Consider the following 15,471-nt stretch of genomic DNA (forward strand, 5'->3'; position numbering starts at 1 on the left):
CGGCACACGAGGTGTGCCGGGCCCCTCTCCGTACGGTGGTCTCGGGGACCTACAGGTACGGCCCCGAGCGAACCGCGTGGCCGTGGCCGCGGTCGTCGTCGTCATCGTCGTGCGAGACGCCCGGCGGCAGCGCCCGGCGCATCTGCTCCAACTGGGCGCGGGCCGCCATCTGCTGGGCGAACAGCGCCGTCTGGATGCCGTGGAAGAGGCCTTCCAGCCACCCCACCAACTGGGCCTGCGCGATGCGCAGTTCCGCCTCGGAAGGGATCGCCTCGTCCGTGAACGGCAGGGAGAGCCGCTCCAGTTCCTCGACCAGCTCGGGCGCGAGCCCGTCTTCCAGCTCCTTCACGGAGCTGGCGTGGATGTCCTTGAGCCTGACGCGGCTCGCCTCGTCGAGAGGCGCCGCCCGTACTTCTTCCAGGAGCTGCTTGATCATGCTGCCGATCCGCATGACCTTCGCAGGCTGCTCGACCATTTCCGTCACCGGGACCTCGCGGGATTCGTCGTCACCCTGAGTGCCGCCGAGTGCCGTCCCGTCCTGTCCCACGATGAGGACCTGGGGGCTCTCCTGCGACCTGTCATTCCTCGGCATCTCCATGCCGCCATTCTCTCGCACACATGCCTCACCAGACGGTGTGCCCCTGTACGAGGGTGATCCACCCTCGTACAGGGGCACAGGAAGGCAACGAACCGCCGGGGATCCGTCAGGTCGCCGCGCGCCGGGCCAGTGCGCCGCGCGAGCGGGTCACCAGGGCGGCGAGGAGCGCGGCACCGAGCGGTACGGCGACGAGGAGCCCGGCGAGCGTCTCCCAGGGGATGACGATCGGCACGTACGGCGGGCCCGACATGCCGTTGTCCCAGCCCTGCCGGATCGCCTCCTCGTAGTAGCCGATCATCTCGCGCTTCTCCGTGAGCCGGAGGCCGACGGCCGGCAGGACACCGGCCGCGGATCCGAGGATCACGCCCATCGCCGCGACGACTCCGCACTGGAAGCCGCTGAGCGTGCGACGGACCCGGGGCGGGGCGCCGACGGCGGCGAGCGTCTTCAGGTCGGCCTCGGCGTCGGCCTGGGCGAGACCCGTGGCGATACCGGCGGCGCCGATGGTGACGAGGCCCGCGAAGACGGCCAGCGCGATCAGGAAGAGGCTGCTCTCGTTGACGAAGCCCTCCTCAACGTGCATTTCGACGTCGCCGCCGAGCTTGGCGAGTTCGCCGTCGAGCTTCTGGCGCTGCTCGGTGTCCGGCATCCGCTCGGTGCTGAAGTACGCGCCCGCCGGCAGGGTGGAGAGGCCGGCGGCCTTCGCGGTGGCCGGGGTCATCAGCAGCTGGACGCCGTAGGACTTCTGGTCCTTGGGCACCAGGTAGGCGGGAATGGAGCTGATCTTCCCGGGCGAGGGCTTGCCCTTCTCGGCGGCCCGGTCGGCGCCGGCGAGGTCGGTGACCTGCTTGATGCCGATGGTGCCGTTTTTGTCGATCTCGGCTCGCGAGAAGGTGACGATCTTGCCTTCGGCGAGCGCCTTCGCGGCGCCCGGGTCGGTGACCCCGAGGACCTGGAGGACCTTCGCGTCACCGACGAGCAGACCGCTGTCGACGGAGACCCAGCCACCCCGGGAGGTCTGGTCGCACCGCCAGTCCTCGGTGATCAGCTTCCGTCGCTGCTCGGGGGTGAACCGCTCGCTGGGGTCGCCCTCGCCGGCGGGCACCGTGGCGTACAGCGGGCACTCGTTCGCCGGCGGGAGCACGACCTCGTAGCGGCCGCAGCCCTCGCCGCCGTCCCACGGACGACAGCCCGGCTTGCCGACCGAGACCCGCTCGACATCGGCGCGGACGTCGACGGGCAGGATGCGCTGGACGGCCTCGCGGACCGCGGGGACGTCCCGGCCGCCGTCCTCCAGGACGAAGGTGGAGACCGCTCCGTGCGGCAGCCGGGCCTCGTAGGCGGCCCTGTTCTGCGCCTCGCTGCTGGCCATGAAGGTGGAGACGGCGACCGTGCCCGCCACGGCGGCGAGGACGGCGGCGACGGCGGGTGCCGTACGTCCCCGGTTCCGGACGGCGTCGCGCAGCGCGAGCCGCGGCGAGAGCGGCAGCCAGCGCCCGGTCCGGCCGAACAGCCCCACCAGGGCCGGGGTCATGGCGACGACGCCGAGCTCGGCGATGGCCGAACCGCCCGCGACGATGACGAACGACTCGGTCGCGATCGACCCGAAGAGCGCGATGGCGGCGCCCAGGAGGAGGGCCGCGAGGCCGATCAGGGGCAGGACGCGGCTGCTGCGACGGACTCCGCGCCGGCCCGTGAGCGAAGCGAGGACGGTCTGCCGGGAAGCGGTGATCGCCGGGACGATGGCGGCGAGCAGACCGGTCAGGACGGCGAGCAGCGCGATGCCGAGCAGTTCGAGCGGACGGATGTCGAAGGCGCCGAACCGCTGGTTCATGGTGTCTTCGAGGACCGGCTGCAGCACCAGCGTGAGGATCACGGCGAGGACGGTGCCGATGACGGCCGCGGCGACACCGATGACGAGACCGCCGCTCAGCACGATGGCCCGGATGTGGCTGCGGGCACCGCCGTTGGCCCCCACCAGACCGAGCTGTCGGCGCGAGCGCCGGGCGCCGACCGCGAAAGCTGGGCCGGCGAGGAGGCAGATCTCCAGCATCGCCAGGCCGACGACGGTGCCGATGGCGGCGAGCGCGGCGGCGTCGGCCGCGGGGCTGGAGTCGTACGAGCCCCAGTTCTCCTTCGCGTACAGCGGCACCTCGGACTTGGCCGGCGGGTCGAGCATGACGTCGCGCGAGGTGACGACCACACCCTTCGTGTTGATCTGCTGGACGGCGTTCCACGTGAAACCACCGGACTTCTTCACCAGATACGAGGTGGAGGTGCCGGGCGCGGACAGACCGGACTTCTCGACCGCCTTCGCGTAGGCGGAGAGGAAGGCACCCGGCAGCGCGTTGACCTGGTCGACGGCGAGCGCGTCGGGAAGTTCGTAGGAGCCGACGATTCGATACGTACGGTCGAAGTTGCGGGCGGAAAGGGTCGAGCCGACCGACAGTCCGCTGGCCTCCAGGAAGTGCGAGGTCGCCATGACCTCGTCCGACTTCTCCGGGAATCGTCCCGAGAGGAGCGTCATGATGCCGCGGCTGACCGGGTCGGACGCCTTCAGCTCACGTACGTCGGTGGAGAGCAGACCATGGGCGGTGGTCAGCTTGGCCGGCCCGGAGCGGTCCGTGAGCACCGTGGAACCCGCCGGGATCGCCTTGGTGACGTCGGTCGGGCCGTTCGGCCACGGCTGATCCCTGTACTCCTTGACCGGCGTGTGCATTTCGCCCGGCGGGTCCTGGAAGATCGGGACGCCTTCGACCTCGGCGTCCCGGAATATCGCGTCGGCGGCGCCCATCGACCTCTCCGCCCGCTCCGCGGGGGACAGTTCGGAGCTGCGATAGGTCAGATCGAGGGCGCTGACACCCAGGATGGGCAGGGCGATCATCGCCAGGACGAGGGCGCTGCGGCCCTTGGAGCGCCAGGCGTCGCGGCGGGCGATGCGGATCGCGGCCCGCCAGGAGTGGAACCAGGTCTTCACGCCTCCGCCACCTGGCCCGAGAGGAGGGAGTCGGCCTCGCTGCGCACGGTCTGGTCGACGATCGCGCCGTCCCGCAGGAACACGACGCGGTCGGCCCAGGCCGCGAACCGCGGCTCGTGCGTCACCAGGACACCGGCGGCGCCCGCGTCGCAGCGGGACCGGAGCAGGGCGAGCACGGACTCGCCGGTCTCGGAGTCGAGGGCGCCGGTCGGTTCGTCGGCGAGGACGAGCCGGCGATCGCCGACGAGGGCGCGTGCGATGGCCACGCGCTGCTGCTGACCGCCGGACATCTCGTCCGGGAAGCGGTCGGCGAGGTGGCCGAGCCCCATCTCCTCCAGGGCGGCCAGGGCCTCGACGCGGGCCTTTCGGGCGGAGGTGCCGTCGAGCTCGCGGGGCAGGGCGACGTTCTCGGCGGCGGTGAGCGCCGGGATGAGGTTGTAGTCCTGGAAGACGTACCCGATGCTGCGGCGGCGCAGGGCGGCGAGTTCCTTGACGCTCGCGGTGGTGATGTCGGTGTTCTCGACGATCACATGGCCCGAGGTCGGGGTGTCCAGGCCGCCCGCGATGGTGAGGAGCGTGGACTTGCCGGAGCCGGACGGGCCCATGACGGCGACGAGTTCGCCGGGGTACACGGCGAGGTCGATCCCCCGCAGGGCATGCACCTCGGTGGCGCCCGCGCCGTGGACGCGGGTCAGGTTCTGGAGCTGCAGCACGGGCTGCTGTGTGGACATGGAGGGGTCCCCCTTGGGCGTACGCGGCGGTCGGCCGGTACGGATCGAGCGGTGGAAGGTGGTGCGGAAGCGGTACGGGCGGAGCGCGCGAGAGTGCGGTCAGCGGGCCCCTGGCGTACCGGTGGTCGCGTCGGTCGGGTCGGTCGCGGCCGCCGCGACGGCCGGAGCCGCCGGTGCCGCCGCGGCCGGCGGAGTGGCCGAGCCCGTCGTCGGGGCGAGCGCGGACAGGCGGATCAGCCGGGCCTCGCAGTGGTCCAGCCAGCGCGCCTCGGCCTCCGTCTGGAAGATCAGCTGCTCCAGGACGAGCAGCCAGGCCACGTCGTCCCGTTCCCGCGCTCCCCCGCTCTCGACGGCGAGGAGCGCCTGGGCCTTGAGCCGGGTGTAGTCCTGCATGGCCTTCACGGTGTGCCGGCGCTGGGACTGGATGACGTCGCGGATGTCGACACAGGGCGCGCCCACCGCCATGGCGAGCTTGATGGCCAACTCGTCACGGGCGGGGCTGGTGCGGTCCACGGGCTTCTCGAACCAGGTCCTGAGCTCGGTGAGGCCGGCGTCGGTGATCGTGTAGAGCTCGTGCCCCGCCTCGTCCCGGCCCCCCTGCGCGACCATGCCGTCGCGCTCCAGCCGGCCGAGGGTCGTGTAGACCTGGCCGACGTTGAGCGGCCAGGTGGAGCCCGTGCGGGACTCGAACTCCGTACGGAGCTGGGAGCCGTACCGAGGGCCGCGTTCGAGGAGGGCGAGGAGCCCGTGGCGAATCGACATACTCAGTATGTATACCGAGTATGTGGAGACTCACAACCGTCCTGAGACGGAAGGGGAAGGTCCGTCTCAAGGGGGACGGAGGCGGGTGCCGCGGCTCAGCGGCGGCGCATGCGAAGTCCCAGGAATCCGATCCCGAGCCCCATGAGAGCCAGCCCCACCCCCAGGGTGAGGACGGGAATCCGCTGGTCGACGAGGGGAGGGGAAGCCTCGGACGCCATATGGGGAGCGGCGGCGGGCCGGGTCGCGGGCGCCACCTCGGTGAGTACCCCGTCCTCCTCGCGTACCGCCCCGTCCTTCTCGGTGACCTCCTCGGCGGCCTCGTACCAGTCGGAGTCTGTTGCCGTCTTGGTACGAGACGGGCCGGGGGAGGAGGCAGTGGCGCTCGGCGGGACGGCGGACGTCTCGGTGCGCCCGGGACGCGGACGGCCCTCCCCGGCCGGCCGGCCCGCCAGGGAGGCGGAGCCGCTGGGGGCGGGGGCGTCGGTGGGGGTGGCGCTCGGCGTTGTGGAGGAGGGCGAGGCGGTGCCGGTCGGCGCGGGCGCCGGAGGGGCGGGGGTGCCAGGGCCGCCGGTGCGCCCGGGCGAGGCGGACGCGGACCCGGACGAGCCGGCGGTACTCGTCCCGGTCCCGGGGACGGGAGAGGACGGGGTGGTCGGAGTGGTCGGGGAGCCGGAAGGCGTCACGGTCGAAGGAGTCGTCCCCGTGGCGGTCGGCGCGGAGGGTCCGGCCGGGGTCGGCGGGGTCGGACCGGTGGGCGTGGACGGCGCGACCGCCCGCGGACCGGCGGAGCCCTCCGCCGTGTACCCGAGGGGCGCGGCACCCAAGGTGACCGCGCCGGCGAACGTGCAGGCGAACGTGCAGGTGAGCGCCGGGCCGAGGGCCCGCGCCCGTGCCCTGCGGAGTGCTGGAGTCACCGGGTGACCCCCCTCCCGTACCGAGCCGCCGAATGTCGACTCAGCGTCACATGCCGGGACGCTTCCGGCATCCGGGAGGGGGCGGCAGGCGTAAGGGGGCGGGCGGCGGCACCTGCCTGCCTTCGGTGCTGCCTCTGCCGCCGTCCGTATTACTGGGGCGGGTTGCCCGTCGAGACGGTCAGGGTGAACTCGGCGTCCTCGGCCGTGATGTCCTCACCCGCCGGCGGGTACTGCTCCAGGATCGTGCCCTCGCCGTAGGTCGACTCGTCGACCGGACGCTGGGACTTGATCTTCCACCCGGCCGCCTGCACGCAGTCCTTCACCGACTGGATGTTCTTGTACGTGAAGTTCGGGACCTCGAACTTCGCGGGGTCGTCACTCGACTCCGAAGGCTGCGTGCACTTCTTCATGTCGATGGTCTTGGTCAGGTCGGGACCCTTGTGGCCGGGGGTCGCCGTCTGCTGCTGCTCCGTGCCGGTGCCGCCCGTGCCGCCGGCCTTCGGGTCCACGTCGTCGTCCTTGTTGAGGACGACGATCAGGCCGCCGATCGCGAGGAGCACGGCGACGACAGCGCCCACCAGCACCGGGGTGTTCCGGCGGGAGCCGCCGCCCGTCGCCATGGGCGCCGACGTGGCCATGGGCGCCGGCGTGTGCATCGGGCCCGGGGCGTACGGCGACGGGGCGGGAGCCGGGGTCTGGTACATCGGCGCGGGCGTCGGGGCCTGCTGCTGCGGGTACCCGTACGCCGGGCCGGGCGACGGCGTCGCGGGGCCGTACGGGCCGGGCTGCGGCGTCGGCGGCAGGTACGGCTGCTGTACGCCGTGCGGGGCGGGCTGCGGAGTCGGCGGCGGGGTCTGGCCGACCGGCGGGAAGACCGCCGAGCCGACGCCCGAGCCGCTGCTGACCGGACCGCCCTGGACGATCATCGGGGCACCGGTCTGACCCGCCGAGAGCACCCGCAGGCACTCGTCGCGCATGACCGCGGCGCTCGGGAACCGCTCGTTCGGGTTCTTCCTCAGCGCCCGGGCGACGAGCGCGTCCATCGCCGGCGTCACCGAACGGTTGACGGAGGACGGGGCGACCGGCTCCTCCTGCACGTGCGCGTAGGCGATGGCCAGCGGCGAGTCGGCGTCGAAGGGGAGGCGGCCCGTCAACAGCTGGAAGAGCATGATGCCGACCGAGTAGAGGTCGGAGCGGGCGTCCACCGCGCGGCCGAGGGCCTGCTCGGGGGAGAGGTACTGGGGGGTGCCGACGACCATGCCCGTCTGCGTCATCGAGGTGACACCGGACTGCATGGCCCGCGCGATGCCGAAGTCCATGACCTTGACCACGCCGCGCTTGGTCTGCATCACGTTGCCCGGCTTGATGTCCCGGTGGACCAGGCCCATCTCGTGGCTGACCTCCAGGGCGGCCAGCACGTCGGCCGTGACCTTGAGCGCCGTGTCTGCGGGCATCGCACCGTACTGCTGGATGTCGGAGGCGAGCACCGAGCCGAGCGGCTGCCCCTCCACGTACTCCATGACGATGTACGGCATGACGGCGCCGTCGAGGGTGTCCTCGCCGGTGTCGAAGACCGAGACGATGTTGGTGTGCGAGAGCTTCGCGACGGCCTGCGCCTCACGCCGGAACCGTTCGCGGAACGACTGCTCGCGGCCGAGCTCCGTGTGCAGTGTCTTGATCGCGACCTGTCGGTCGAGGGCGCTGTCGTAGGCCAGGTACACCGACGCCATGCCGCCCTCGCCGAGGAGGTCACGCAGCTGGTACCGGCCGTTCGCGACCGAACCGCCCGCATAGCGGCCCTGGGCGCCGTCCTGGCTCATCTGTTGCTTCCCCCTACGCGCGCGCGGCGGCGTCGAATTCCGGAATTTCCTGGCCAAGTCTGCCCCAGGGCACCGACACGTCAAGCCGCGTGCCCGTTCCGTGACCCTCCGCACAGAAGGTGTCCTCGCAGCGTTCCCGAAGTGTCCGGGGAAACCCGTCGAATTTGCACAGGTGTACGTGGACGGGGTTGGATGGCCGGTCAATCGCGGACCGTGATGTCGTACGGAGCCTGTAGCGTGACGACTGGACACGGCACGACAGACGACGGCGAGGACTGATGGCACCCGAATCCGGATCAGGTGGCGGTGTGCCGGACGCGGCAGCTGAGTCGTGGGGCGTCGGTGGTGTCGTCGGCGACGGCCGCTACCGGCTGACGCACCGTCTGGGCCGCGGCGGCATGGCAGAGGTGTTCGCCGCCGAGGACGTACGCCTCGGGCGGACGGTGGCGGTGAAGCTGCTCCGCGCCGATCTCGCCGAGGACCCGGTCTCCAAGGCGCGCTTCACGCGTGAGGCGCAGTCGGTCGCGGGGCTCAACCACCACGCGATCGTCGCCGTGTACGACTCCGGCGAGGACCTCGTCGGCGGTCGGCCCGTGCCGTACATCGTGATGGAGCTGGTCGAGGGCCGCACCATCCGTGACCTGCTGATCAGCGCGGACGCGCCGGGACCCGAGCAGGCGCTCATCATCGTCTCGGGCGTCCTGGAGGCGCTGGCCTACTCGCACCAGCACGGCATCGTGCACCGCGACATCAAGCCGGCGAACGTCATCATCACCCACGGCGGTGCCGTGAAGGTCATGGACTTCGGCATCGCCCGTGCCCTGCACGGCGCGCAGTCGACGATGACGCAGACCGGCATGGTCATGGGCACCCCGCAGTACCTCTCCCCGGAGCAGGCGCTCGGCAAGGCCGTCGACCACCGCTCCGACCTGTACGCGACGGGCTGTCTCCTCTACGAACTGCTCGCGCTGCGGCCCCCCTTCACGGGTGAGACGCCGCTCTCCGTCGTCTACCAGCACGTGCAGGACGCACCCGTCCCGCCGTCCGAGGTGTCGCACGGTGTGCCGCCGGAGCTCGACGGCCTCGTGATGCGCTCCCTCGCGAAGGAGCCGGACGACCGGTTCCAGAGCGCCGAGGAGATGCGCGGGCTGATCCAGTACAGCCTGCAGATGCTCCAGCAGCAGGGCGGCCACACCGGCACGTGGAACACCGGTCCCGTCGACATGCACGACGGCGGGCACACGCCGGGCGGCGGCATGGCGGCGACGGCCGCGATGGGCCACCCGATGCACGGGGAGACGGCGCAGGGCCGGATCCTGCCGCAGATGAACCCGGACGACGGGGGCGTCGGCGCGTACGGCGGCTACGACGGCGGCACGGGCGGCACCGGCGGCTACGGCCAGGACGGGTCGTACGGCTCGAACGGCGGAGGCCGGGGCGGTCGCGGCAAGCTGATCCTCTTCGTGGCGCTCGCGCTGGTCGCGGTCGTCGCGGGCGTCGTGTACGCCATCGACAAGGCGAAGAGCGACGAGACGGTGACGCCGACGCCGACGAAGTCGTCGATCTCCAACTCGCCGTCGACCGCGTCCGAGGAGCCCACCCCCTCCGAGGAGCCCACCACCGAGGAGCAGACGCAGGACCCGGACACGTCGACCGGGGGCACCACGCAGAAGCCGTACACGCCTCCGTACACGCCTCCGGTGACCCAGGACCCCACGCACACGATGGAGCCGACGACGGAGCCCCCGACGACGGAGCCGCCGACGACCGAGCCGACGCCGACGGACACGACGGCGGAGACGCCGACGGACCCGGCGACCACCCCGGAGGAGCCGCCGGTCGACCCGACCGGCGAGCCCACCGGTGACGACGGCGGCGGCGACACCCCGCCGCCGGGCGGCTCCACCGCCACCAGCTGACCGGCGACGCCGACTGATCGCCGCCCGGCCGGTCGGCGATCAACCGCCCGATCAGCCGGCGAAGGCGTCGCGCACGGCGTCGTACTCCCGGGTCCACCAGACCGCCAGGGCCGACACCGCGGGAAACTGCGGGTCGGCCCTTCGGTCGTGCAGCTGGTAGCGCCAGCGCAGCGTCCAGAAGTCGTTGAGCCGCTCCCACCACACCCGGTGCGCCGCCGCGGCCAGCTCCGCGCCGTCGGCGCCCGTCGCCCGCCGGTACGCGCGCGCGTACGCCCGCACCTTCTCCAGGGCCAGCTCGCCCCCGGGCGTCACGAAGAAGATCGCGGCCGCCCTGACCGCCTCCTCGGCCCGCGGACGGACCCCGAGGCGGTCCCAGTCGACGATCGCGGCGGGCTCCGCGCCCCGGTAGAGCAGGTTCAGCGGATGGAAGTCGCCGTGCACCCAGCCGGACGCGGCGGCCGGCGGCGGCCGGTGGTGGGCGTGCTGGGCGAGCAGTCGGCGGCGCTCCTTCAGCCGGTGCTCGGCGAGCGCGTCGAAGCTGTCGTGGGGCCGGTGCGCGCGGGCGAGGCGGATCAGCTCCTCGATGGCGCGGAAGGTGTCCTCGGGGCGGGCGCTCTCGTGGTCGTCGCCCGGCGGCGGGGACTCCATGACCCGCTCCAGACAGGTGTGGACGCGCCCCAGGAGGGCGCCGAGGCGGCGCGAGCCACCGGCGGAGAGCTGGGCGCCGTCGCGGTGCCGGCCGTCGATCCACGGGTGCAGGGCGTAGCAGAGGCCGTCGACGACCGCGACCGTACGGCCCCGGCTGTCGGCGAGCGGTGGGGCCACCGGCAGGCCCAGGTCGTGCAGGCGCTGGGTGGCGCGGTGCTGCCGGACGATGGTGGCGCGGTCGGCGGTGGGGGCGTCCAGGTGCTGTTTCAGGAAGTAGGCGCCGCGCGTGGTGGAGAGGCGGTAGCCGCGGTTGAGCAGGCCCTGGGTCACGGGTTCGCAGGAGAGGGGCTCGCCCGCGGCCGCGTAGCGGCGCAGGAGGACGCCGACGGGCGGAGCGAGGGTTGCAGATGAGCGCGGCACTCCGCAGATGTTAGATCACGCTACGTGGTGGAGGTGTCGCCCCAGGGAACGCTCCCCGGGATGCTCCGGGGCGTGGTCCGTGGAGTGCAGCTCGACGGGGCGGTCGGCCGGTTCGGCGGGGTGCCCGGCGGAGTAGTCGAGCTCGTGCACGGTCACGAACTGCGGTTCGATCCGCATATAGACCGGCTCGAAGGGCTCGTCGTCCACGGTCCTGGGCTCGGGCCCGAACGCCGCGAGCTGCTCCTCGGTGGGCTTCACGATCTCCGCCGTGCCCGTGAACTGCACGGACCAGATCCGCTCGGCCCCCGAGTTGAAGTTGTCCGCTCCGTAGGCGACGACGCTGCCGTTGCAGGCCCGGTGGTAGCCGAGCCCCCGGTGCATCCGCAGCAGGACGCGTCCCTCGGTCACGATGTGCCGGGCGGGTGCGACGAACGGCATCGCCCGCATGCTCGTCGCCACTCGGCCGTACGACACTCGGCCGAGCAACTCGATGGCGCGGATCTCCTCGGTGGACATGGCTACCACTCTCCGCCACCGGCAACGTGTCGGAAAAGGGGCCCCTGCCCCGCCTTCATGGGGACGTAGGTCCCGAATCCGGGCCGTGGGCCCCGGGCTGCTCCGTACGGGTGAGGCACGGGCCGCGCCGGGGGCCCAGGGGGGTCAGTGGCGCTCGACCTGGAGCCGTGCCACGTACGCCGCGGCCTGCGAACGCCGCTCCATGCCCAGCTTCGACAGCAGGCTGGAGACGTAGTTCTTGATGGTCTTCTCCGCAAGGTGGAGCCGCTCGCCGATGACCCGGTTGGTCAGGCCCTCGCCGATCAGGTCCAGGATCCTGCGCTCCTGCTCGGTCAGGTTGGCGAGCTTGTCGTCGCCCTTCGGGTTGTTGCTGTCACGGAGCCGCTCCAGGACGCGGGCGGTCGCCACCGGGTCGAGGAGCGACTTGCCGGCCGCGACGTCCCGCACGGCGTTCAGCAGCTCGTTGCCCCGGATGGCCTTGAGGACGTATCCCGAGGCCCCGGCCATGATCGCGTCGAAAAGCGCCTCGTCATCGGCGTACGAGGTGAGCATCAGGCACTTGATGTCCTCGTCCTGCGAACGGATCTCGCGGCACACCTCCACGCCGCTGCCGTCGGGGAGCCGGACGTCGAGCACGGCGACGTCCGGGCGGGTCGCCGGGATCCTGACCAGCGCGTCTGCCGCCGTCCCGGCCTCACCGACCACTTCGATGTCGTCTTCCACGGAGAGCAGCTCGTGGACGCCGCGCCGGACGACTTCGTGGTCGTCCAGCAGAAATACCCGGATTTTTCCCTCTTCGCGCACGCAGTCAGTCTCACATATTGGCTCTTCCCGCGCCCGGGGTGCGCGGGATAACGTGCCGGATGTTCCGGCGACCCTCTTCAGGTCGTTGCCGACGCGCTGACCAGCGACTGTTCCCACTTTTCTCGATTTACTTGGAAATCCAAGCAAAATCGCAGGTCAAGTGGGGTTTCGCGGGAATGCCGCGCTGTGGGTAACGTGCCTATCACAGGGCTCTCGCCGGGGCACCTGTCACGCCCGACCCCGGCCGCATCGCACCCACCCCGTGCGAAGGGTACGGATAAGGCGGAGAGCCGCACTGGCCTACCGGCGAACCCGGAGGCCGGACCGACGGAGGAGCACGCACGTGACCGTGGAGAGCACTGCAGCGCGCAAGACGACGCGACGCAGCAGCGGCACCAAGCGCACCGCAAGCGCGAGCACGAGCACCACCAAGAAGACGAGCACGCGCGCCGAGGCGGTAGCGACGGAGCCCGAGCTCGTCCAGCTGCTGACGCCCGAGGGAGAGCGCGTCCAGCACCCCGACTACGACATCGAACTGAGCGCCGAGGAACTGCGCGGTCTCTACCGCGACATGGTCCTCAGCCGCCGCTTCGACGCCGAGGCCACGGCGCTCCAGCGTCAGGGCGAGCTGGGCCTGTGGGCCTCGCTGCTCGGCCAGGAGGCCGCCCAGATCGGCTCCGGCCGTGCCCTGCGGGACGACGACTACGTCTTCCCCACCTACCGTGAGCACGCCGTCGCGTGGTGCCGCGGGGTCGACCCCACCAACCTGCTCGGCATGTTCCGGGGTGTGAACAACGGCGGATGGGACCCCAGCACCAACAATTTCCACCTGTACACGATCGTTCTCGGCTCGCAGACCCTGCACGCCACCGGTTATGCCATGGGTATCACCAAGGACGGCGCGGATTCCGCCGTGATCGCGTACTTCGGTGACGGCGCCTCAAGCCAGGGCGACGTGAACGAGTCGTTCGTCTTCTCCGCGGTCTACAACGCCCCGGTCGTGTTCTTCTGCCAGAACAACCAGTGGGCCATTTCCGAGCCCATCGAGAAGCAGACCCGCGTCCCGCTCTACCAGCGCGCCGCAGGCTTCGGCTTCCCCGGTGTCCGCGTCGACGGCAACGACGTCCTCGCGTGCCTGGCCGTGACCCGGTCGGCGCTCGAGCGTGCCCGCCGCGGCGAGGGCCCGACGCTCATCGAGGCGTACACCTACCGGATGGCCGCCCACACCACCTCCGACGACCCGACCCGCTACCGCCGTGACGCGGAGCGCGAGGAGTGGGAGGCCAAGGACCCGATCCAGCGCCTCAAGACGTACATGGAGAACGAGGGCCACGCCGACGCGGCCTTCTTCGAGGAGCTGGAGGCGGAGAGCGAGACCCTCGGCAAGCACGTCCGCGAGGTCGTCCGCGCCATGCCCGTGCCGGAGCACATGGCGATCTTCGACAACGTGTACGCGGACGGGCACGCGCTCGTCGACGAGGAGCGGGCTCAGTTCGCCGCCTACCAGGCGTCCTTCGAGGGCGGAGAGGCCGAGTAATCATGGCTGTTCAGAAGCTTCCCCTCGCGAAGGCGCTCAACGAGTCGCTGCGCAAGGCCCTGGAGACCGACCCCAAGGTCCTGATCATGGGTCTGGACGTCGGCAAGCTCGGCGGCGTCTTCCGGATCACCGACGGGCTGCAGAAGGACTTCGGCGAGGACCGTGTCATCGACACCCCGCTCGCCGAGTCCGGCATCGTCGGCACCGCGATCGGTCTCGCCCTGCGCGGTTACCGTCCGGTCGTGGAGATCCAGTTCGACGGCTTCGTCTTCCCGGCGTACGACCAGATCGTGTCCCAGCTGGCGAAGATGCGGGCCCGTTCGCTCGGCACCGTGAAGATGCCGATCGTCATCCGCATCCCGTACGGCGGCGGCATCGGCGCCGTCGAGCACCACTCCGAGTCCCCCGAGTCGCTCTTCGCGCACGTCGCGGGCCTCAAGGTCGTCACCCCGGCGAACTCCAACGACGCCTACTGGATGCTCCAGCAGGCGATCCAGAGCGACGACCCGGTCATCTTCTTCGAGCCCAAGCGCCGCTACTGGGACAAGGGCGAGGTCGACACCGAGGCCATCCCCGGCGAGCTCCACAAGGCCCGGGTCGCCCGCGAGGGCACGGACCTCACCCTCGTCGCCTACGGCCCGATGGTGAAGACCTGCCTGGAGGTGGCCGAGGCCGCCGCCGAGGAGGGCAAGTCGATCGAGGTCGTGGACCTGCGCTCGATCTCCCCGCTCGACTTCGACACCGTCCAGGCCTCGGTCGAGAAGACCGGCCGACTGGTCGTCGTCCACGAGGCGCCGGTGTTCTTCGGCTCGGGCGCGGAGATCGCCGCCCGGATCACCGAGCGCTGCTTCTACCACCTGGAAGCCCCCGTCCTGCGGGTCGGCGGCTACCACGCGCCGTACCCGCCGGCGCGCCTGGAGGAGGAGTACCTGCCGGGCCTGGACCGCGTGCTCGACGCCGTCGACCGCTCGCTGGCGTACTGAGGAGAGCACCGTGACGATCCGCGAATTCAAGATGCCCGACGTGGGCGAGGGCCTCACCGAGGCCGAGATCCTCAAGTGGTACGTCCAGCCCGGTGACACCGTCACCGACGGCCAGGTCGTGATCGAGGTCGAGACGGCCAAGGCCGCCGTCGAGCTGCCGATCCCCTTCGACGGCACGGTCCACGAGCTGCGCTTCCCCGAGGGGACCACGGTCGACGTCGGCCAGGTCATCATCTCGGTGAACGTCGGCGGCGACGCCGCTCCCGCGCCTGCCGCCCCGGTGGCCGAGGCCGCCCCCGCGGTGGCGGCCCCCGCCGCCCCGGAGGCCGAGGACGAGGAGCCCAAGGGCCGTCAGCCCGTCCTCGTCGGTTACGGCGTGGCCGCCAGCTCCACCAAGCGCCGGGCGCGCAAGGCCCCCGCGGGCACCGCCCCGGCGGCCCCGGTCGCGCAGGCCGCCCCGGCCGCCCCGGTCCAGGCGGCGCCCGTCGCCGCCTCCGTACCGGAGCAGCTCAACGGGCACGCGTCGGGCGGCGCCCGGCCGCTGGCCAAGCCGCCGGTCCGGAAGCTCGCGAAGGACCTCGGCGTCGACCTGGCGACGGTCACCCCGACCGGCCCGGACGGCGTCATCACCCGGGAGGACGTCCACGCGGCGGCCGCTCCGGTGACCGCCCCGGCGCCCGCGCCGGTCGTCGAGGCCCCGGCCCCGGTCCAGGCGCCGGCACCCGTGGCGGCCTCGGCCCCCGCGGTGTCGTCGGACGCCCGGGAGACCCGTGTGCCGATCAAGGGTGTGCGGAAGGCGACGGCGGCGGCGATGGTGGGTTCGGCGTTCACCGCGCCGCACG

The 15,471-nt window shown here is 71.8% G+C and carries 13 protein-coding genes; 4 read left to right on the plus strand and 9 right to left on the minus strand.

Annotated elements, in window-relative coordinates:
* Positions 1-49: 49 nt before the first annotated feature.
* The 6 genes from IE124_RS18265 to IE124_RS18290 form a co-directional block, all read right to left on the minus strand.
* Positions 50-598 (minus strand): bacterial proteasome activator family protein, encoded by a 549-nt coding sequence (locus IE124_RS18265; protein WP_189508800.1) that lies wholly within the window; start codon positions 596-598, stop codon positions 50-52.
* A gap of 106 nt (positions 599-704) precedes the next feature.
* A complete protein-coding gene (locus IE124_RS18270; RefSeq protein ID WP_189508801.1) occupies positions 705-3,575 on the minus strand; it encodes an ABC transporter permease in 2,871 nt (956 codons plus the stop codon).
* On the minus strand, positions 3,572-4,306 hold the full coding sequence (locus IE124_RS18275; protein WP_189508802.1) for an ABC transporter ATP-binding protein: 735 nt from the start codon (positions 4,304-4,306) through the stop codon (positions 3,572-3,574). Before IE124_RS18275 ends, IE124_RS18270 begins: the two co-directional genes overlap by 4 nt.
* A gap of 99 nt (positions 4,307-4,405) precedes the next feature.
* Entirely contained in the window at positions 4,406-5,068 is a 663-nt protein-coding gene (locus IE124_RS18280) for a PadR family transcriptional regulator (RefSeq protein ID WP_189508803.1), read from the minus strand.
* 95 nt (positions 5,069-5,163) lie between these two features.
* Complete coding sequence (locus IE124_RS18285; RefSeq protein ID WP_189508844.1) at positions 5,164-5,982, minus strand: hypothetical protein; 819 nt, start codon at positions 5,980-5,982, stop codon at positions 5,164-5,166.
* A 149-nt stretch (positions 5,983-6,131) separates the two neighbouring features.
* Positions 6,132-7,802, minus strand: coding sequence for a Stk1 family PASTA domain-containing Ser/Thr kinase (locus IE124_RS18290; RefSeq protein WP_189508804.1), 1,671 nt, complete (start codon positions 7,800-7,802; stop codon positions 6,132-6,134).
* Between the two features lie 278 nt (positions 7,803-8,080).
* Here IE124_RS18290 and IE124_RS18295 point away from each other — a divergent pair, with 278 nt between their 5' ends.
* Positions 8,081-9,721: a protein kinase domain-containing protein gene (locus IE124_RS18295; protein ID WP_189508805.1), complete on the plus strand. Its 1,641-nt coding sequence runs from the start codon at positions 8,081-8,083 to the stop codon at positions 9,719-9,721.
* Positions 9,722-9,772: 51 nt separating this feature from the next.
* Here the strand turns inward: IE124_RS18295 and IE124_RS18300 are convergent, their stop codons facing one another.
* The 3 genes from IE124_RS18300 to IE124_RS18310 all read right to left on the minus strand — a co-directional run bounded on the left by IE124_RS18300 (position 9,773) and on the right by IE124_RS18310 (position 12,109).
* Positions 9,773-10,789, minus strand: a complete 1,017-nt coding sequence (locus IE124_RS18300) for a phosphotransferase (protein ID WP_189508806.1) — start codon at positions 10,787-10,789, stop codon at positions 9,773-9,775.
* A 15-nt stretch (positions 10,790-10,804) separates the two neighbouring features.
* Positions 10,805-11,305, minus strand: coding sequence for a pyridoxamine 5'-phosphate oxidase family protein (locus IE124_RS18305; protein WP_189508807.1), 501 nt, complete (start codon positions 11,303-11,305; stop codon positions 10,805-10,807).
* Positions 11,306-11,449: 144 nt separating this feature from the next.
* A complete protein-coding gene (locus tag IE124_RS18310) occupies positions 11,450-12,109 on the minus strand; it encodes a response regulator (RefSeq protein ID WP_189508808.1) in 660 nt (219 codons plus the stop codon).
* Between the two features lie 343 nt (positions 12,110-12,452).
* Here IE124_RS18310 and pdhA point away from each other — a divergent pair, with 343 nt between their 5' ends.
* The 3 genes from pdhA to IE124_RS18325 form a co-directional block, all read left to right on the plus strand.
* Positions 12,453-13,646: a pyruvate dehydrogenase (acetyl-transferring) E1 component subunit alpha gene (gene pdhA / locus IE124_RS18315; RefSeq protein ID WP_189508809.1), complete on the plus strand. Its 1,194-nt coding sequence runs from the start codon at positions 12,453-12,455 to the stop codon at positions 13,644-13,646.
* A gap of 2 nt (positions 13,647-13,648) precedes the next feature.
* Positions 13,649-14,629 carry an alpha-ketoacid dehydrogenase subunit beta gene (locus tag IE124_RS18320; RefSeq protein ID WP_189508810.1) on the plus strand — a complete coding sequence of 327 codons (981 nt, stop codon included), beginning with the start codon at positions 13,649-13,651 and terminating at the stop codon, positions 14,627-14,629.
* Between the two features lie 31 nt (positions 14,630-14,660).
* A partial coding sequence (locus tag IE124_RS18325) for a biotin/lipoyl-containing protein (protein ID WP_189508841.1) occupies positions 14,661-15,471 on the plus strand: 811 nt, incomplete at its 3' end.

Origin of the sequence: Streptomyces narbonensis (assembly GCF_014649015.1) — a bacterium.
Lineage (GTDB): Bacteria > Actinomycetota > Actinomycetes > Streptomycetales > Streptomycetaceae > Streptomyces > Streptomyces narbonensis.

Coding starts and splice junctions, on each gene's coding strand:
- IE124_RS18275 (WP_189508802.1), bottom strand. CDS start 4,306: ATGTCCACACAGCAGCCCGTGCTGCAGCTCCAGAACCTGACCCGCGTC.
- IE124_RS18305 (WP_189508807.1), bottom strand. CDS start 11,305: ATGTCCACCGAGGAGATCCGCGCCATCGAGTTGCTCGGCCGAGTGTCG.
- IE124_RS18320 (WP_189508810.1), top strand. CDS start 13,649: ATGGCTGTTCAGAAGCTTCCCCTCGCGAAGGCGCTCAACGAGTCGCTG.
- IE124_RS18280 (WP_189508803.1), bottom strand. CDS start 5,068: ATGTCGATTCGCCACGGGCTCCTCGCCCTCCTCGAACGCGGCCCTCGG.
- IE124_RS18295 (WP_189508805.1), top strand. CDS start 8,081: ATGGCACCCGAATCCGGATCAGGTGGCGGTGTGCCGGACGCGGCAGCT.
- IE124_RS18265 (WP_189508800.1), bottom strand. CDS start 598: ATGGAGATGCCGAGGAATGACAGGTCGCAGGAGAGCCCCCAGGTCCTC.
- IE124_RS18290 (WP_189508804.1), bottom strand. CDS start 7,802: ATGAGCCAGGACGGCGCCCAGGGCCGCTATGCGGGCGGTTCGGTCGCG.